The following is a 17,313-nucleotide window of genomic DNA, read 5'->3' on the forward strand; positions in this document are numbered from 1 at the left end:
GTCCGGCCGCCTTCGGGACGCGGGGTCCTCGGGACCCGGGTCCATCGGCCCTGCCGGCCGGGCCGGAGAGCCGCTGTCGACGGCCCGGCGTCCGCGCGACGGTGGAAGCCGATCTCCGGAGCGACGCCCGGAGCGACGTCGAAGGGGAGTAGTCATGACGGAACAGCTGGCCGGCGCGGTGGTCGTCGGGGTCGACGGCTCCGACTCCGCGCTCGACGCCACCCGCTGGGCGGCGGCCGAGGCGGCCCGCCGCGGCGCCCCGCTACGGCTCGTGGCGGCGGTGGCCTGGACGATCTTCCGGCCGATCGGGCTGCCGGCACTCGGGCAGGAGTACCAGCGCCAGGTCGTCGAGCGCGCCGCCGGGGAACACCTCGAGGCTGCTGCGGCCGTCGCCCGGGAGATCGCGCCCGGCCTGGAGATCGAGCAGAAGGTGGCCGGCGGGGAGCCCCCGGTCGTGTTGCGGGGCGAGTCCGAGCGCGCGGCGCTCGTCGTGCTCGGCACCCGTGGCCGCGGCGGGTTCGCCGGCCTGCTGCTCGGCTCGGTCGCGATCGGTGTGGCGGCGCACGCCGGGTGTCCCGTGGTGGTCGTGCGCGGCGCGCCGCCCGCCGTCGAGGGCCCCGTCCTGGTCGGCCTCGACCGACACGGGGACGACGAGACGGCCCTCGGCTTCGCCTTCGAGGAGGCGGCCCGCCGGGGCGCGCCGCTCGTCGCCGTGCACGCCCTGAGCGGAGCGGTGCTGGACCCCTTCCTGGTGCCGCTGCTGGACTGGGCCGTGGTCCGGGCCGACGAGGAGAAGGCCCTGCGGGAACGCCTCGCCGGGTGGACGACCAAGTACCCGGGCGTCGAGGTGACCACCGTCGTCGTGGTCGACGGGGCGGCCCGGGAACTGGTGGCCCGGTCGGCGGGCGCCGCCCTGGTGGTCGTCGGGTCGCGCGGACGCGGCCCGGTCGGGGGACCCCTGCTCGGCTCGGTGAGCCAGGCCGTCCTGCACCACGCCGCCTGCCCGGTCGCCGTGGTGCGGCCCGAGACCGTCGCTCCCTGAGCGGCCGAGAGGACTGAGGATGAACGAGAGGCACCCCGGTGGTGGGGTCGTCGGCGGGCCGGTGCTGGTCGGGGTCGACGAGTCGGAGTCGGCGCTCGACGCCGTGCGCTGGGCGGCGGCGGAGGCCGCGCTGCGGCATGCCCCGCTGCGCCTCGTCGCGGTGTTCACCCCCGTGCCGCCCGGTCACATCGGCAACCCGGGCCTGGGCACCGCCTACCGGCGCCAGGTGGCGAAGGCGGCGCGGGCCGTGCTCGACACGGCCGTCGCGCTGGCCGGTGAGGTCGCGCCGCGGGTCCGGACCGAGGCGGAGCTGCGGGAGGGCTTCCCCGTCCCGGTGCTGCTCACCGAGTCGGACCGGGCACAGCTGACCGTCGTGGGCAGTCGCGGGCTCGGCGGGTTCAGCGGCCTGCTGGTCGGGTCGGTCGCGGTGGCCCTGGCGGCCCGGGGCGGATCGCCGGTGGTCGTGGTGCGGGGTGACCGGGCCGAGCCGGCCGCGACCGCCGAGCCGGACCCCCGGCCCGTGGTCGTCGGTGTCGACGGCTCGCCGCTCAGCGAGGCCGCGGTGGGCCTGGCCTTCGAGGAGGCCGCACTGCGCTCCGCGCCGCTGCTGGCCGTGCACACGTGGCTCGACGACATGCTCGAGCCCGCGCTCGCCCCGATGATCGACTGGTCGGCCCTGGAGACCGAGGAGCACGTCCTGCTCGCCGAGCGGCTGGCCGGGTGGTCGGAGAAGTACCCCGACGTCGAGATCCGGCGCCTGGTGGAGCGCGACCGGCCGGCCCGTGCGCTGATCGCCGGGTCGACCGGGGCCCAGTTGGTCGTGGTCGGCTCCCGTGGGCGCGGCGGGGCCGCCGGTCTGCTGCTCGGGTCGGTGAGCCACGCGCTGCTGCACCACGCCCACTGCCCGGTGCTGGTCACCCGGCCGCACGGAGGTGAGGAGACGCCGTGAGCACCCCGGCCAACGGTGCGGTCGTCGCGGGGATCGACGGTTCGGACCTCTCCACCGAGGCCGCCCGCTGGGCGGCCGCCCACGCGGCCCGGCACCGCCGCGTGCTGCGCCTGGTGCGCGCCTACCAGCTACCCCCGCACACGGCCGACGAGGTGCGGCGGCAGATGCAGGCCCACGTCCGGCGGCAGCTGTGGTCCGCGGCCCGTCTCGTCCGTACGGTGGCGCCGGAGCTCGCGGTCGAGCAGGCGGTCGTCGAGGGCGATCCGGCGGAGGTCCTCGTCGCGGAGTCCGCCGCGGCGCGGCTGCTCGTGGTCGGCACCCGGGGGGTGGGCGGGTTCGCCGGGCTGCTCGTCGGCTCCGTCGGCGACGCGCTCGCGCGCCGGGCCGAGTGCCCGCTGGTGGTGGTCCGCGGTCCGGTCGAGTCCGACGACGCGCTGAGGCGCGGCGACCGGGTGCGACCGGTGGTGGTCGGGGTGGACGGGTCGCCCGCGGGCGAGGCGGCGCTCGCCTTCGCGTTCGCGGAGGCCGACGTCTGGACCGCCCCGCTGGTCGCGGTGCACGCCTGGACCGAGCACCTCGAGGACCCGCAGGCCGTGGCGTGGTCCGAGCTGGGGGCCCTGGAGGCCGAGGAACGCGAGGTCCTGGCGGAGCGGCTCGCGGGCTGGACCGAGAAGTACCCCGGCGTGCGCGTCTCGCGCGAGCTCGTGCACGGCCCCGCCCACCGCGCCCTCGTGGACCGGTCGGTCAACGCACGGCTGGTGGTCGTCGGGTCGTTCGGCCGCGGCCGGCTCGGCCGCACCCTGCTCGGCTCGACCGGCCGGACCGTGCTGCACCACGCCCACAGCCCCGTCGCCGTGGTCCGGCCGTGACGTCGCCGTGGTCCGGCCGTGACGTCGCCGTGGTCCGGCCGTGACGGCACCGGTGGGGAGCACCGTGGCGGTGCGCCGGGCCGTGCCACGACACCCGGACATCGAGAGGAAGGACCGACCATGACCGCATCGACCGACAGGGGCCCGACCGACAGGGGCCCGACCGACAGGGGCCCGACCGACAGGGGCCCGACCGACAGGGGCCCGACCGACAGGGGCTCGACCGACAGGGAACGGATCACCCCGGAGGACCCGGTCGTGCGCATCATGCGCGCCCCGGTGGCGACGCTCCCGCCCGAGCGGAGCGCCCGGGAGGTGGCCGAGGAGCTGACCGCCGACGAGCTCGGTGCGGTCCTGGTCGAGGGCCCGCACGGTCCGATGGGTGTGGTGTCGGAGCGGGACGTGGTGACCCTCGTCGGCAGCGGGGGCGATCTCGAGGACACCCAGGCCGCGGACCTGATGACCCCGGAGCTGATCTGGATCGGCGCCGGCGAGTCGATCGCCACCGCGGCCCTGCGGATGCAGCACACCGGGGTCCGGCACCTGCCGGTGCGGCGCTCGGACGGCACGGTCGTCGGCATGGTGTCGGTGCGCGACCTGCTCGGCATCCTCGCCGGACTGGGTCGCTGACCGGCCGCCAGAGGGACACACCGGCCACGCAGTGACGAACCGGCCGGGCCCGACGGGCCCGGCCGGTTCGTCGTGTCGCCGGCTTCTCCCGGACGCCGCACCGTCGCTGCGGTGTCAGTGCGGTGTCAGCGCGGGCGGGCCGCGATCGCGTGGACGAGGTCGGTGGCCGTCACGATCCCGGTCAACGCGTCCGGGGTCCCGATCAGGAGCGCGTCGACCCGCTCGGCGTCCATCAGGGCCGCGGCGCTGCGCAGCGACGTCTCGGGGGACACCACCGGCACCGGACGGAGCACGTCGTCCACGGTGAGCCGCGCCGTGCCGAGCGGGCCACGCACGGCGGCGAGCCCGCGCAGCAGGTCCACCTCGGCGACCATGCCCACGCAGCGGTCGCCGCGGATCACCGGCAGGTGCCGGACGTCGCCGGCCGTCATGAGCCGCAGCGCCGTGCGCAGCGGGGCCGCCGCGTCGATCGCGACGACGCGCCGCGACATCGCCGTCCGGACGGGAGGGTCGTCGTCGAGGGTCTCCGGGGGTGCCGGACGGGCGGGGCCGGTCATGGGGCTTCCTCTCTGGCGGGGAGGGTGTGGCTGCGCCGGATCGCGCCGGTGCCCTGGTCAGGGCCGCAGGTCGGGAAGACCCTCGACCTGGTCGGCGAGGGACCGGCGGGGGGACCCGGGCACGGGGTCGGTCACCGGCGCCCAGCCGACCCGCAGCACGAGCTGCGGGCACAGCGTGCCGTCGAGGACCTGGTCGCGCAGCAGGGCGCGGGTGTCGGCGAGCTCCAGCGGCTCGGACAGCGGCGCCGTGGCCAGCCCGGCCAGGGTGGCGCCGAGCAGGACGGCGCTCGTCGCCTCCCCGGCGCGGAGCTGGGAGAGCTGGTCGTCCGACGAGGTGCCGACCACCAGGAGCGCGGCCCCGTCCTCCGGCGTGCTGTCCTCGGGCAGCTCACCCGCGGAGAACCGGCGTACCGGCACGCCGTGTCCGGGGCTGCCCGGCGCCGGCACGTTGCCCACGGGGACCCCGTCGTCGGACGAGCGCATGCCGGACCACAGCGCCAGCTCGGTGTCGTAGCCGGGCATCGCGGCGTGCTCGAGGGCCGCGGTGCGCACGGCGAGTTCCAGGGCCCGTCGCGCCGGCCCGTCGGGCACGACCCGCAGCAGGGCGCCGTGGGCGGCCGCACACGCCTCGAGCTCGGCGAGCAGCGCCGGCGGCACGGGCCAGTCGGAGTAGCGGCGCCGGTCGGTGTGCCGCTTCCCGATCGCGGACGCCTCGTCCGCCGCCGGGGTGCCGTCGTCGTCGCCCTCCCCGTCCGCGTACCTGCGGGCGGCCGGGCCGCCGTCGGCGACCCCGATCCGGACGCGGGCGAGCAGGTCGGGGCGCTGCGGGTCGGGCATCCGGTGCACCGTGCACGGCACGTCGAGGCCGGCCAGCGCGACCTGCAGGTGGTGCAGGGCCGCCCCGCAGCTCAGGACGAGATCCCGGCCGTCGGGGTCGGTGAGCGGCAGCCACCGCGTGAGGTCCGCGTACAGGTGGACCCACGTCCCGGGCCCGTCCTCGACCACCTGCCACCGCCACGGCTGGGTGTTGTGCACCGAGGGGGCGCGCGCGGCCAGGGCGAGCGCCGCGCGCACGGTTCCCGTGTCGACTCGGGTGAGGGTCATGATCGCTCCTTCGCGCGCGGTCCGTCGCCCTCCATCCAGCCACCCCGTCGCGCTGCGGGCCAGGTGCCGCTGGTCGTCGCGCGCAGGGACTTCGGACCCGGCCCGGAGGGCCGCACGGGTCTCACCCCGGCCCGGCCGCACGGGTCTCACCCCCGGCCCGGAGGGCCGCCCGGGTCCCGAAGCGGTGCCACGGAGTCGGCCCAGGCCCGCTCGGCGTGCGCCGCGGAGTCCTCGACGGGCCCGTCGGTCGCCACCTCGACCGCCTCCGGCCACGGGTCGGCGGTCGCCGCCATCTGCTCCGCGACGGCCACGGTGGCGTCGGAGGCGGACCGGCGGCGGCTGCGGATGCGCCCGGCCGCGACGACGGGCGGCGCGACGCAGCGCACGTGGACGAGCTCGGCGCAGGCCTCGTCCGCGACCGCCCGGGCCCGGGCGCGCCATCCGGCGTCCGTCCACGAGGCGTCGAGGACGACGGACTCCCCCAGCCCGGTCAGCTCGCGCGCCCGGTGCAGCAGCTCGGTGTAGACGTCGGCGGTGTGGGCCGGGTCGTAGAGCCCCGTGCCGTAGTCCGAGCCGGCCGGGGTGGCCGGGTCCAGGCCCGCACGCTCCTTGCGGAGGCGGTCGCTGGAGAGCAGGACCGCGCCGGTGCGGTCCGCCAGCAGGCCGGCGACGGTGGTCTTGCCGGTGCCGGGGAGGCCCCCGACCAGCGCGAGCCGCGGTGCTCCCCGGCGCAGGTGGGTGGCGGCGAGTTCGAGGTGGGCGCGCGCGTCCGCGGCGGCCGACTCGTCGCCGTTCTGGGCGTGGCGCAGGCAGGCCACCTTGGCGCGCACACCGGCCCGGTAGGCCACGTAGTGGTGCGCCAGGGCGGCCGGTGCGGGGTCGCCCGCGAACTCGGCGTAGTCGTCGAGGAACCGCTGCGCCGCGGCGGCCGCGCCGAGCCGCTCGAGGTCCATGGCGAGGAAGGCGGCGTCGTCGAGACCGTCGACGAACCGCAGGCGGTCGTCGAAGTCGAGGCAGTCCAGCACCCGGGGGCCGTCGTCGAGGCAGAAGACGTCGCCGGCGATCAGGTCGCCGTGGCCGTCGACGACCCGGTCCTCGCGGCGGGCGAACAGCGGCCCCCGCCCGTCGAGGAACCGCATCGCCAGCCTGCGCACCGTGGCCGGCCCGGCGGCGGGCAACGGCCCGTCGCGGAAGGGCTCCAGCTCGTCGAGGTTGCGCCGCCACCGCTCGCGCAGGGCGTCGCGCCCGCCCTCGGCGGCGATCGCGGCGGAGCGGCGGGCGCCCGCGTGGAAGGCGGCGAGCAGCCGGGCGACGCGGCGCAGGTCCGCGGTCACGTCCCGGCCGTCCGCGACCAGCGTGGCGAGCCGGCGGTCGTCGGGCATGCGACGCATGACCAGGACGGGTTCCGCGCAGCCGGCGCCCGTGACCTCCGCCGTGCCGAGGTAGACGTCCGGCGCGAGCCGGCGGTTGAGCGCCAGCTCCCGGTCGAGCGCCGCGCGCCGCAGCTCCGCGCTGGAGAAGTCACAGAAGGCCGTGCGGACGGGCTTCTTCAGCTTGTAGGCGCGATCACCGAGCAGGACGACGACGCCGACGTGCGTCTCCCGGACGGCAGCCCCGGGACCTCCGGTCACGACGGCCCGGTGACCGGGGCGCCGGCGCCGGACGACCCGGTGGCCGGCGGCCCCGGCTCGTGCTCGGGCACGGCGACGAGCACGGGGCAGCCCGCGAGCCGGACCGCCGTCCGGCTGGTCGACCCGAGCAGGTGGTGGTGCCGGCCGCCGGACCCGACGACCAGCAGGGCTGCCGCGTTCGAGCGCTCGACGACCGCCTCGAACGGGCGCTCGCGCACGATGTGCAACGCGGTCCGCACCCCGGGCTCGGCCTTGTCCAGGACGTGCAGCACGCGGTCGAGCGCGTCGCGGGTCTCCGCGGCATCCGCCGCCGACCGTGCCGCGTGGACCACCTCGAGCACGCCGCCGCGCCGCGCCGCCGCCCGGTGCGCCTGGGTGAGCACCGCGATGTCCTCGGCGAGGTCGCCCACCGCCGCGACGACGGGCCCGTCCGGTGTGCCGGGCCGCCGCACGACGGCCACGGAGCCGCGGGCGCGCGAGGCCAGGTCGAGCGCGAGGGAGCCGACGAGCGCGTCCTCGGGCCGGCCCGTCCCGGCGATCCCGACGACCAGCAGGCCGCCGTGCGCGCCGGTCTGCCGCGAGGCCTCGACCAGCGCCGCGAGCGGGTCGTCCTCGAGCAGCAGGGTCCGCGCCGGGACCTGCGGCGCGTGCCGCCGGGCCACGGTGTAGGCGCGGGCCAGGATCCGCGACGCGTGCGCGCGTAACGAGCCCGACGACCCGGCGGCGTAGGGGGCGGCGTGCAGGATGGTGAGCGGCGCGTGCCGGGCCGCGGCCTCGTCGGCGGCCCAGCGGACCGCGCGGAGCCCGGCGTCCGTGCCGTCGACGGCGACCGTGACGCCGTGGCGCTCGGCTCCGACGGTGCCCGCCGCGTGCGCGGCGGTCGTGGGGGCGGTCATCGGTCCTCCTCGGGTGTCGGCTCGTCGGTGGTCAGCAGCAGCTCGGTCAGGGGGAGCCGGGGCGTACCGGGCACGGGCCAGCCGTGCCCGATCCGGAGCACGGTCTGGGGCGGCCGGTGCCCGCTGATCAGGCGGCGCATGCTCTCGCGGACCTCGGGCACCTCGACGAGCTGCGACAGGAAGGAGCTGGCCAGGCCGTGGACGGTCGCGGTCAGCAGGACCCGCTGCATGGCCTGCCCGGCGCGGATCTCCTCACGCGGGCCGTCGGTGTGCACGCTGAGCACCGCGATCAGCGGCTCGGCCTCGTAGCCGCCGCCGGACGGGCCGGCTCCGCGGGTGAAGTCGCGCAGCACCCAGGGCTCGTTGGGCCAGGGGAGGGGTCCGCCCGCCAGCAGCGGCACGCCGTCGGCGCGACCGTCGTCGTGCCCGGTCCAGTGCCGGAGCTCGGCGACGAAGTCGGGGTCGGCGATCTGCCGTTCGTGGGCCCGCCGGGCCAGCAGGCTCAGCTCGGCCCGCTGTCCCGGGTCCGTGACCAGGTCCAGCCAGGCGCCCTCCTCGAGCGCGGCCCGGCGCAGCGCGTGCCGCACGTGCGTGGGCACCTCGGCGTCGGTGAACGGCCGCCGGTTCGTGTGCCGCCGCGGTACCGCCTCCAGCAGCCGCCGCAGCTCGGGCGTCATCCGCCGGCTGCCACCGCGCTGCACGGTGGCGATCAGGTCCGGCCGTGTGGCGTCGGGCAGCACGGTGACGAGCGGACGCACCCCGTGGCCGATCAGCGCCAGCCGCAGGTTGAACAGGGCCGCACCGCAGCCCAGGCGCATCTCCCGCCCGGTCCGATCGGCGACGGGGAGCCGGTCCGGCACGGCGTACAGCTCGACCGCCGACGTCGTGACGCGGAACCGCCAGGGCTGCGAGTTGTGCAACGAGGGCGCCAGCGCAGCGGCCCGGAGGGCCTCCTGCAGGTGCGACTCGGTCAGTCCGAGTGCGCCGAGAGTGTCGATCATCACCGCTCGTCTCACGTCGTGTCCGGGCCGTACCCGGCCCGTGTCCTCCAGCCTGCGCCGTCGCCCGGTCGGGTCACCAGCGACGAAGGTCCCGCCCGGACGGGGTGTTGGACCCGCCCGGCGGGACGAGCGCGGTCCCCTCCCGCCGCGGGCGGCCGCTAGCATCGGATCTCCTCAGGAGGACGGGAGTGCCGATGGCCGGTCCGGAACACAGCCCCAGGGTGTCCGGGATGCTGTCCGGGCTGCGGCTGGACGAGCTGCTCGGCGAGGTGCAGGAGCGGCTGAGCCAGGTCGCGGCCGCACGGGACCGGATGCAGAGCCTGCTCGACGCGGTCCTCTCGGTCGCCTCGGGCCTCGAGCTGGAGACGACGCTGTCGCAGATCGTCCGGTCCGCGGTGGACCTGGTCGACGCCCGGTACGGCGCCCTCGGCGTCCTGGCGCCCGACGGGTCGATCGCGCGGTTCATCGACGTCGGGCTCCACCCCGGCGAGCGTGAGCGACTGGGCCGGCCGCCGACCGGGAAGGGCCTGCTGGGGCAGCTGATCGTCGAGCCGGAACCGCTGCGGCTCGCCGATCTCACCGCCCACCCGGCATCCGTGGGCTTCCCCCCGAACCACCCGCCGATGCACAGCTTCCTGGGGGTCCCGGTCCGGGTCCGGGACTTCGTCTACGGCAACCTCTACCTCACCGAGAAGGCCGGTGGCGGCGAGTTCACCGCCGACGACGAGATCGTCCTGCAGGCCCTGGCCGCCGCCGCCGGGATCGCGGTGCAGAACGCGGACCTGTTCGCGCAGAGCCAGCAGCGCCAGCTGTGGCTGGAGGCGCTCGGCGAGGTCCGGGCCGAGGTGCTCGGCGCCGCCACGGAGTCCGACGTCCTGCAGCTGGTCGCGACGCGGACCCTGGAGCTGACCCGGTCGGAGGCGACCGCGGTGCTCCTCGGGCCGGACGAGGAGGGGCGGTACGTGCCGGTCGGCGCCGCGGGTCGCCCGCTCGGCCTGCCCGACGGCCCGCTGCGGGCCGGTCCGGAGCTGGACGAGGTGGCCGAGAGCCGGGGGCCGGTGCTGGTGGAGAACCTCCCGAACCTCGGGGGGCTCGCCCTGTCGGACAGGTCCCTGGGGCCCGCGGTCGCGGTGCCGCTGCGCTCGGGCGAACGGGTGATCGGCGTGCTCGTCGCGCTGCGGGCCGCGGACCGGGAGCCGTACCTGCCCAGCGAGGTCCCCCTGCTCACCTCGTTCGCCGATCAGGCCGCGCTGGCGCTCGAGGTGGCGGAGAAGACGCGGGCCCAGCACCAGCTCGACATCCTGGAGGACCGGGAGCGCATCGCGCGCGACCTGCACGACCACGTCATCCAGCGGCTCTTCGCGACGGGCCTGAAGCTGCAGAGCACGTTGCGGCGGGCGACCAAGCCGGACGTCCAGGAGCGCATCCAGCAGGCGGTCGACGAGCTGGACCAGACGGTCCTGGAGATCCGCACCTCCATCTTCGACCTGCACACCGCCGGTCAGGGGGGCGGGGGGGTGCGGCGGCAGCTGCTGGACCTGGTCGAGGAGGTGAGCGCCGACTCCGGGCTCACGGTCTCGGTGCGGACGACCGGAGCGGTCGACACGCGGGTCTCGGCGGGTCTCGCCCCGCACCTGCTCGCCGCGGCCCGGGAGGGGGTCAGCAACGCGGTACGGCACTCCGGGGGCCGCACCGTCACCGTCACCGTGGAGGCGGGCGCCGACCTGGTCCTGCAGATCGTCGACGACGGCGTCGGGGTGCCGGACGACATCGCCCGCAGCGGCCTGCACAACCTCGGCGAGCGCGCCCGCGAGCTGGGCGGCGAGTTCGACGTGCGGCGTCGGCCGGGCGGCGGGACCCGCCTGACGTGGCGGGTCCCGCTGGCCGACCCGGCGTGAGACCCGGATCCGGTCGTGCCCGGGCTCAGCGCGGCGTGCGGCGCCGTTCCGTGGCGTAGACGGCGGCCTCGGTGCGGCGGGAGAACCCGAGCTTGTGCAGCATCGAGGAGACGTAGTTCTTCACGGTCTTCTCGGCGAGGTAGAGCTCGGCGCCGATCTGCCGGTTGGTGAGGCCGTCGGCGATCAGGTCGAGGATGCGGCGTTCCTGCGGCGAGAGGGCCTCGTACCGGGGGTCGTCGGCCTCCTTGCCGTGGCGCAGCCGGTCGAGCACCAGGGCCGTCGCCTTCGGGTCGAGCAGCGAGCCGCCCCCGGCGACGGTGCGCACCGCGCCGACGAGGTCGGTCCCGGCGACCTGCTTGAGCAGGTAGCCCGCGGCCCCGGCCATGATCGCGCCGAACAGGGCCTCGTCGTCGGAGAACGAGGTCAGCATCAGGCACGCCGGTGGCGGCTCCATCACCGAACGCACGTCCCGGCACACCGACACACCGTCGCCGTCGGGCAACCGGACGTCCAGGATGGCGACGTCCGGCCGGACGGCCGGGATGCGGGCCAGGGCCTGGGCGGCGCTGCCGGCCTCCCCGACGACCCGGATGTCGTCCTCGGTCTCGAGCAGCTGGGCGATGCCGCGGCGGACGATCTCGTGATCGTCGAGCAGGAACACCGAGATGGTCACGGGCGACTCTCCTCTTGTCGGGCGCTGGTCCGACCCTAGCCACGATCCGCGCCCCGGTGCGCGGTCTCGTGGTCCCGGGTGCCCAGGGGCGAAGGTCCCGGCGCGCGAGGGGCCGTCCGGCCCGTGTGCACGAAACCACCCGACGCCGCTCACCGGACGGGCCGCAGCGCCGCGACGAACGGTCAGAACCGCCGCGACGAACCGTCAGACCGGCACGGTGGCGGGCGCCGGCACGGCCGCGGGCAGCGCGACGCGGGGCAGGCCGGGGGTCTGCTCGGGCCGGTGGGTGACGATCAGCGCGGTGCGGTCCGCCGTGGCGGCCAGGATCTCCGCGGCGAGCGCCGCGCCGGTGCCGGCGTCGAGGTGCGCGGTGGGCTCGTCGAGCACCAGGATCGGGCGGTCGGCGAGCAGGGCCCGGGCGATGCCCAGCCGCTGCCGCTCCCCGCCCGACACGGCCCCGCCGTGCCGACCGACGGGGGTGTCGAGACCGTCCGGGAGCGCGTCGAACCACGCGCCGAGCCGCGCCCGGCGGAGCGCGGCGACCAGGTCCGCGTCGCTCGCGCCCGGCCGGGCGAGCCCGAGGTTGGCCCGCAGGGTGCTGTCGAAGAGGTGCGTCCACGAGCCGCACCATGCGACCCCGGCCCGGACGGCGTCGGCCTCGAGGGTGGTGACGTCGCGGCCGTCCGCCTCGAGGGTGCCGCCGCTGAACGGCAGCGTCCGCAGGAGGGCGGCGACGACCGTCGACTTGCCGCTGCCCGAGGGGCCGGTCAGTGCCATGCGCCGGCCCGGGCCCAGCTCGAGGTCCACCCCCCGCACCGCGTCCGTGGCGGCGCCCGGCCACCGCACCGCGAGGGCGTGCGCCGCCAGGGAGTGCGGGGGCGGGGTGGGAGCCGCCGCCAGGCCGGCGACCGGCGGCTCGAGCTGCTCCAGCTCCTGCATCCGCCGGACGGCCGGGACGATCGACAGCAGTCGCACGGCGGCGTCGGGCAGGGGGGCCAGGACCTCGGCGAGGGCGAGCGGGGTCAGGGCGAGCACGGCGATCGCGGGCCCGGGCAGGGCGCCGGCCGCGAACGCGGCCAGACCGAGGGCGGCACACGCGACGGCGCTCAGGCCGACGCCGAGCACGGACACCGCGGAACCCGCACCGGTGGCCGTCGCGGCCCGCCGGCGCAGCCGGCCGAGGCGGGTGTCGGCGGCGTCGAGCGCAGCGTGCCGGCGGCCCGCCGCCCCCAGGACGAGCAGGTCGGCGGCCGCGTCGAGCAGCTCGACCGTGCGGGTGGCCACCTCCGCGCGCAGCTCGGCGGTGTGTCGCTCGGTGCGGCGCGCCGCCCACGCGGACAGGGCCGGGGCGCCGACCCCGGCGACGAGCAGGCCGAGGGCGAGGGCGAGGCCGGCCGCCGGCAGCAGCAGCGCGAGGCCGGTGACGGCCGCGGCCCCGACGAGCAGCGCGGAGGTCGCCGGCAGGAGGACCCGGACCAGCAGGTCCTGCGGGGCGTCGGTGTCGGCGACGAGCCGGGTGAGCAGATCGCCGCGGCGCTGCCGCGCGGTCGCGGCGGGGCCGACCCGGACCAGGTCGGTCCACAGCCGCACGCGCAACCCGCTGGTCACCCGCAGGGCGGCGTCGTGCGAGATCAGCCGCTCGGCGTAGCGCAGCACCCCCTTGCCCAGGCCGAACGCGCGCACGGCCACGATCGCGACCATCAGCGTCAGGACCGGGGGCTGCAGCGCCGCCGCGGAGATCAGCCAGGCCGAGGTGGCGGTCAGGGCGACGGCGCAGCCGAGCGCGGCCGCGCCGAGCAGGGCCGCCGCGACCAGCCGCCGTCCCTGCCCGCGCGCGACCGACAGCACCCACCGGAGGGCGTCGGCCGGGGCCGGGGGAACCGGCCGCGGTGCGCGAGGCACGGCGGTGCCCGCGGCCGGGTGGCCGGTGACCCGGGCGGCTGTTGGACCGGACGGCAGGGTGGCCGCGGGGACCGCGGTCGGGTCCGCCGGCGCCCCCGGCAGCGCGACGATGCGGTCGCAGCGGGCCAGCACCTCGGGCCGGTGGCTGACCAGCACCGTGGTGCGTCCGGCGGTGACGACCGGGAGGGCGTCACCGATCTCCGCCTCGGTCCGCGCGTCGACGCCCTCGGTGGGCTCGTCGAGCAGGAGCAGCGGGCGGTCCGCGAGGAGGGCCCGCGCGAGCGCGACCCGCCGCCGCTGCCCGGTCGACAGACCCTCGCCGTCCTCCCCGACGGGGGTGTCGAGGTCGACGTCGAGCTGGGCCGCCGCGGCGGCCCGGGCGATCGCCGCGGGGGAGGCGCCCGGGTCGGCGAGCGCGACGTTCGACGCGACGGTGCCGGCGAGCAGCACCGGGCGCTGGGGCACCCAGGCGACCCGGCGCATCCACGCCGGGGTCGCGACGTCGGTCAGGTCCACCCCGTCCACGGTGACCGCGCCGGCGTCGGGTGTGCGCAGACCGGCGAGCAGCTCGATCAGCGTGGTCTTGCCGCACCCCGACGGGCCGGTGACACCGAGTGTCTCCCCCGGGCGCACGGTGAGGTCCAGGCCGTCGAGGACCGGGCCCGCGCGCCCGTCGACCCGCACGCCGCGCAGGACCAGTGCGGAGTGCGACGGGTCGGGAGCGGCCGCCCGCCCGGCCGGCTGGGCCGAGGTCTCGATCAGGTCCAGGGCGGCGCCGGCGGCGGCGGTGCCGGCCGCGGCGTCGTGGAACCGGGCACCGACCGCGCGGAGCGGCAGATAGACCTCCGGGGCGAGGAGCAGCACCAGCAGGCCGGTGGCGAGGTCGAGGGTCCCGTCGACGAGCCGCAGCCCGATCGACACGGCGACCAGGGCGACCGACAGCGTGGCCACGAGCTCGAGCACCAGCGCGGACAGGAAGGCCACCCGCAGTGTGCGCAGGGTGGTGCGCCGGTACGCCTCCGCCATCTCGCGCAGCCGGCCGGTCTGGTGCCGGGCCCGGCCGAACGCGACGAGGACGTCGAGGCCGGCGACGAGGTCGAGGAAGTGGTGGCCGAGGACCGCGAGCGCGCGCCACTGCCGCGCGGTGGAGCGCTCGGTGTGCAGGCCGACGAGGATCGCGAACAGCGGGATCAGGGGCACGGTGAGCCCCACCAGCAGGCCGGAGACCCAGTCCGCGGTGAGGATGCGGACCCCGACGACCGCCGGGACGACGGCGGCGATCAGCAGGGCCGGGAGGTACCGGCCGAAGTAGCCCTCCAGGTCGTCGAGGCCGCGCGCACCGAGGGTGGCGAGCTCCCCGGTCGGTGGCAGGTCCTTGTGCCGCGGGCCGAGCCGCAGCACGTGGGCCACGATCCGGCTGCGCAGCTGCCGCACGACGTCGGCGGCCGCCCGGTGGGCGGCGACCTCGGCCGCCCAGGCCAGCCCGGCCCGCCCGACCACGGCGAGCGCGACCAGCCCCAGCAACGGGGTGAGCGCGGCCGGGCCCGCGCCGCCGAGGAAGCCCCCGGCGATCACGTCGGCCAGCAGCTGGGCCTGCACCATCACCAGGACCGCGGTGGCGAGCGCGATCCCGGCGCCGAGCAGGACGAACCGGCGGGCCGCGGCGGCGTGCCGGAGCAGGCGCGGATCGAGCGGCCTCATCCGGCGTGCGCGCCCTTGCGCAGCGGGCGGGGCAGGACGAGGCCGGCCTCGCCCTCGACGTCCGTGCGGGTCAGCCGCCTGCGGAAGACCCAGAACGTCCAGGCCTGGTAGGCGAGCACGATCGGGGTGATCACCACCGCCACCCAGGTCATGATCGTCAGGGTGTACGGGGTGGAGGCGGCGTTGGTGGTCGTCAGGCTGTTCGCCGGGTCGGTGGCGGGCAGCACGTCGGGGAAGAGCGTCCCGAACAGCGTCACCACGATCGCGACGATCGCGCCGGCCGTCGCGAGGAAGGCCCACCCCTCGCGCCCCCGGATCGCGAGCACGGTGCCGACGACCAGCCCCACGGCCGCGACGGCCGCGGGGATCATGGTCCACAGCGGGCCGTACCCGAACACCGCCCAGGCGAGGAACGCACCGCCCGCGACGACGAGCAGCGGGCCGGCCACCGAGGCCACGCGGATCGCCCGGGTGCGGACCTCGCCCGTGGTCTTCAGCGCCAGGAACACCGCACCGTGCAGGGCGAACAGCAGGACCGTCGTGACGCCGCCGAGCAGTGCGAACGGGTTGAGCAGGGTGAAGAACGTGCCGGTGTACTCGTGGTCGGCGTCCAGCGGCACGCCCCGGACGATGTTGCCGAACGCGACGCCCCAGAGCAGGGCGGGCACGAGCGAGCCGCCGACGATCGCCGCGTCCCAACGGCGGCGCCACGTGTCGTCGTCGATCTTGCCCCGGTACTCCAGCGCCATCCCGCGCAGGATCAGCGCGACGAGGATCAGCAGCAGGGCCAGGTAGAAGCCGGAGAACAGGCTCGCGTACCACTCGGGGAAGGCGGCGAAGGTCGCGCCGCCCGCCACGAGCAGCCACACCTCGTTGCCGTCCCAGACCGGGCCGATCGTGCCCAGCGCGACACGGCGGTCGGTCTCGTCGCGGGAGACGACGGGCAGCAGCATCCCGACGCCGAAGTCGAACCCCTCCAGGACGAAGTAGCCGGTCCAGAGGACCGCGATGAGCAGGAACCAGACTGTCGTGAGGTCCATCGCGCGCTCTCAGTAGCTGATCGAGGGGGTGGTGGGCGCGGTCTCCCCGGCGGGCGCCGGGGCGGCCGGCGGGGGCGGGCCCGCCTTGACGTAGCGGATCATCAGCCCGACCTCGACGACCGCGAGTGCGCCGTAGAGCAGGGTGAACACGATCAGCGAGATCCACACCGAGGTGACCGGGACCGCCGGCGAGACGCCGTCGGCGGTCCGGAGCAGCCCGTAGACGACCCAGGGCTGGCGGCCCATCTCGGTGAAGATCCAGCCCATGCTGTTGGCCGCGAAGGGCAGGATCAGCGCGAGCACCGAGGCGTGCAGGAACCAGCGCGGCAGCGGACGCGTGGCCTTCCGGCGGGTGAGCCAGAGGCCGACGACCGAGAGCAGCGCGGCGAGCATGCCGAAACCGATCATCAACCGGAACGTCCAGTACGTCGTCGGGATGCTCGGGGTGTAGTCCCCGGGCCCGAAGGCCTGTTCGCTCGCGGCCCGGACGTCGTTGATCCCCTCGACCTCGCCGTCGAACGTCCCGGTGGCCAGGAAGGACAGCAGCCGCGGGATGCGGATGCTGAAGATCTCCTCCGAGCCGTCGAGCGAGCCGATGGTGAAGATCGAGAACGACGCGGGCGCCACCGTGTCGTAGAGCGCCTCGGCCGCGGCCATCTTCATCGGCTGCTGCTCGGTCATCAGCCGGGCCTGCAGGTCGCCGCTGATCACCACGCCGATGCTGGCGACGAGCACGGCGACGAGCCCGATCCGGATGGAGGGCCGGAAGACCTCCGTGTGCGTCCGGCGCGCCAGGTGGTAGGCGCTGATGGCGATGACGAAGACCCCGGCCGTCACGAAGCAGGCGGTGATGGTGTGCAGGAAGGCCCCGACCGCGGTCGAGTTGGTGAGCACCGCACCGAAGTCGACCAGCTCGGCCCGGCCCCGCGTGTCGTTGACGACCGAGCCGACCGGGTGCTGCATCCACGAGTTCGCGGCGAGGATGAAGTAGGCCGAGAGCATCGTGCCGATGGCGGCGAGCCAGATGCAGGCGAGGTGGATGCGCCTGGGCAGCCGGTCCCAGCCGAAGATCCACAGGCCGAGGAAGGTCGACTCCAGGAAGAAGGCGAGCAGGCCCTCGATGGCCAGCGGGGCGCCGAAGATGTCGCCCACGTAGCGGGAGTAGTCGCTCCAGTTCATCCCGAACTGGAACTCCTGCACGATGCCGGTGACCACGCCGATCGCGAAGTTGATCAGGAAGAGCTTGCCCCAGAACTTCGTCATCCGCAGGTAGCGGTCGTCCTTCGTGCGGACCCACGCCGTCTGCATGCCCGCGACCAGGAAGGCCATCCCGATGGTCAGCGGGACGAACAGGAAGTGGTAGACGGTGGTGATCGCGAACTGCCACCGGGCGAGATCGAGTGTCATGCGGCCCTCCGAG

14 protein-coding genes are annotated in these 17,313 nt (G+C 76.4%); 5 read left to right on the forward strand and 9 right to left on the reverse strand.

Features of this window, described 5'->3' with window-relative positions; genetic code table 11:
* Nucleotides 1–154 precede the first annotated feature (154 nt).
* The 4 genes from ACL02T_RS09005 (at nucleotide 155) to ACL02T_RS09020 (ending at nucleotide 3,490) form a co-directional block, all read left to right on the forward strand.
* Nucleotides 155–1,042 (forward strand): universal stress protein, encoded by an 888-nt coding sequence (locus ACL02T_RS09005; protein ID WP_412830157.1) that lies wholly within the window; start codon nucleotides 155–157, stop codon nucleotides 1,040–1,042.
* A gap of 19 nt (nucleotides 1,043–1,061) precedes the next feature.
* Nucleotides 1,062–1,991 carry a universal stress protein gene (locus ACL02T_RS09010; protein ID WP_412830158.1) on the forward strand — a complete coding sequence of 310 codons (930 nt, stop codon included), beginning with the start codon at nucleotides 1,062–1,064 and terminating at the stop codon, nucleotides 1,989–1,991.
* Complete coding sequence (locus ACL02T_RS09015) at nucleotides 1,988–2,860, forward strand: universal stress protein (protein WP_412830159.1); 873 nt, start codon at nucleotides 1,988–1,990, stop codon at nucleotides 2,858–2,860. The genes ACL02T_RS09010 and ACL02T_RS09015 overlap by 4 nt, the downstream gene beginning before the upstream one ends.
* A gap of 267 nt (nucleotides 2,861–3,127) precedes the next feature.
* Nucleotides 3,128–3,490 (forward strand): CBS domain-containing protein, encoded by a 363-nt coding sequence (locus ACL02T_RS09020; RefSeq protein ID WP_412830273.1) that lies wholly within the window; start codon nucleotides 3,128–3,130, stop codon nucleotides 3,488–3,490.
* 125 nt (nucleotides 3,491–3,615) lie between these two features.
* Here the strand turns inward: ACL02T_RS09020 and ACL02T_RS09025 are convergent, their stop codons facing one another.
* The 5 genes from ACL02T_RS09025 to ACL02T_RS09045 form a co-directional block, all read right to left on the reverse strand.
* Nucleotides 3,616–4,047, reverse strand: coding sequence for a CBS domain-containing protein (locus tag ACL02T_RS09025; RefSeq protein ID WP_412830160.1), 432 nt, complete (start codon nucleotides 4,045–4,047; stop codon nucleotides 3,616–3,618).
* A gap of 57 nt (nucleotides 4,048–4,104) precedes the next feature.
* Nucleotides 4,105–5,151 (reverse strand): Acg family FMN-binding oxidoreductase, encoded by a 1,047-nt coding sequence (locus ACL02T_RS09030; protein WP_412830161.1) that lies wholly within the window; start codon nucleotides 5,149–5,151, stop codon nucleotides 4,105–4,107.
* Nucleotides 5,152–5,297: 146 nt separating this feature from the next.
* Complete coding sequence (locus ACL02T_RS09035) at nucleotides 5,298–6,782, reverse strand: bifunctional aminoglycoside phosphotransferase/ATP-binding protein (RefSeq protein ID WP_412830162.1); 1,485 nt, start codon at nucleotides 6,780–6,782, stop codon at nucleotides 5,298–5,300.
* Nucleotides 6,779–7,678 carry a universal stress protein gene (locus tag ACL02T_RS09040; protein ID WP_412830163.1) on the reverse strand — a complete coding sequence of 300 codons (900 nt, stop codon included), beginning with the start codon at nucleotides 7,676–7,678 and terminating at the stop codon, nucleotides 6,779–6,781. Before ACL02T_RS09040 ends, ACL02T_RS09035 begins: the two co-directional genes overlap by 4 nt.
* Entirely contained in the window at nucleotides 7,675–8,679 is a 1,005-nt protein-coding gene (locus ACL02T_RS09045) for an Acg family FMN-binding oxidoreductase (protein WP_412830164.1), read from the reverse strand. The genes ACL02T_RS09040 and ACL02T_RS09045 overlap by 4 nt, the downstream gene beginning before the upstream one ends.
* Before the next feature lie 194 nt (nucleotides 8,680–8,873).
* Here ACL02T_RS09045 and ACL02T_RS09050 point away from each other — a divergent pair, with 194 nt between their 5' ends.
* Nucleotides 8,874–10,577 (forward strand): sensor histidine kinase, encoded by a 1,704-nt coding sequence (locus ACL02T_RS09050; protein WP_412830165.1) that lies wholly within the window; start codon nucleotides 8,874–8,876, stop codon nucleotides 10,575–10,577.
* Nucleotides 10,578–10,602: 25 nt separating this feature from the next.
* Here ACL02T_RS09050 and ACL02T_RS09055 read toward each other — a convergent pair whose 3' ends face one another.
* The 4 genes from ACL02T_RS09055 to ACL02T_RS09070 form a co-directional block, all read right to left on the reverse strand.
* Entirely contained in the window at nucleotides 10,603–11,250 is a 648-nt protein-coding gene (locus ACL02T_RS09055; RefSeq protein WP_412830166.1) for a response regulator, read from the reverse strand.
* Between the two features lie 204 nt (nucleotides 11,251–11,454).
* Entirely contained in the window at nucleotides 11,455–14,853 is a 3,399-nt protein-coding gene (gene cydD, locus ACL02T_RS09060; RefSeq protein ID WP_412830167.1) for a thiol reductant ABC exporter subunit CydD, read from the reverse strand.
* Nucleotides 14,850–15,893: a cytochrome d ubiquinol oxidase subunit II gene (gene cydB, locus ACL02T_RS09065; RefSeq protein ID WP_412830168.1), complete on the reverse strand. Its 1,044-nt coding sequence runs from the start codon at nucleotides 15,891–15,893 to the stop codon at nucleotides 14,850–14,852. Before cydB ends, cydD begins: the two co-directional genes overlap by 4 nt.
* Nucleotides 15,894–15,902: 9 nt before the next feature.
* Entirely contained in the window at nucleotides 15,903–17,300 is a 1,398-nt protein-coding gene (locus ACL02T_RS09070) for a cytochrome ubiquinol oxidase subunit I (protein WP_412830169.1), read from the reverse strand.
* Nucleotides 17,301–17,313 lie beyond the last annotated feature (13 nt).

Source organism: Pseudonocardia oceanicola, from assembly GCF_047200735.1.
Lineage (GTDB): Bacteria > Actinomycetota > Actinomycetes > Mycobacteriales > Pseudonocardiaceae > Pseudonocardia.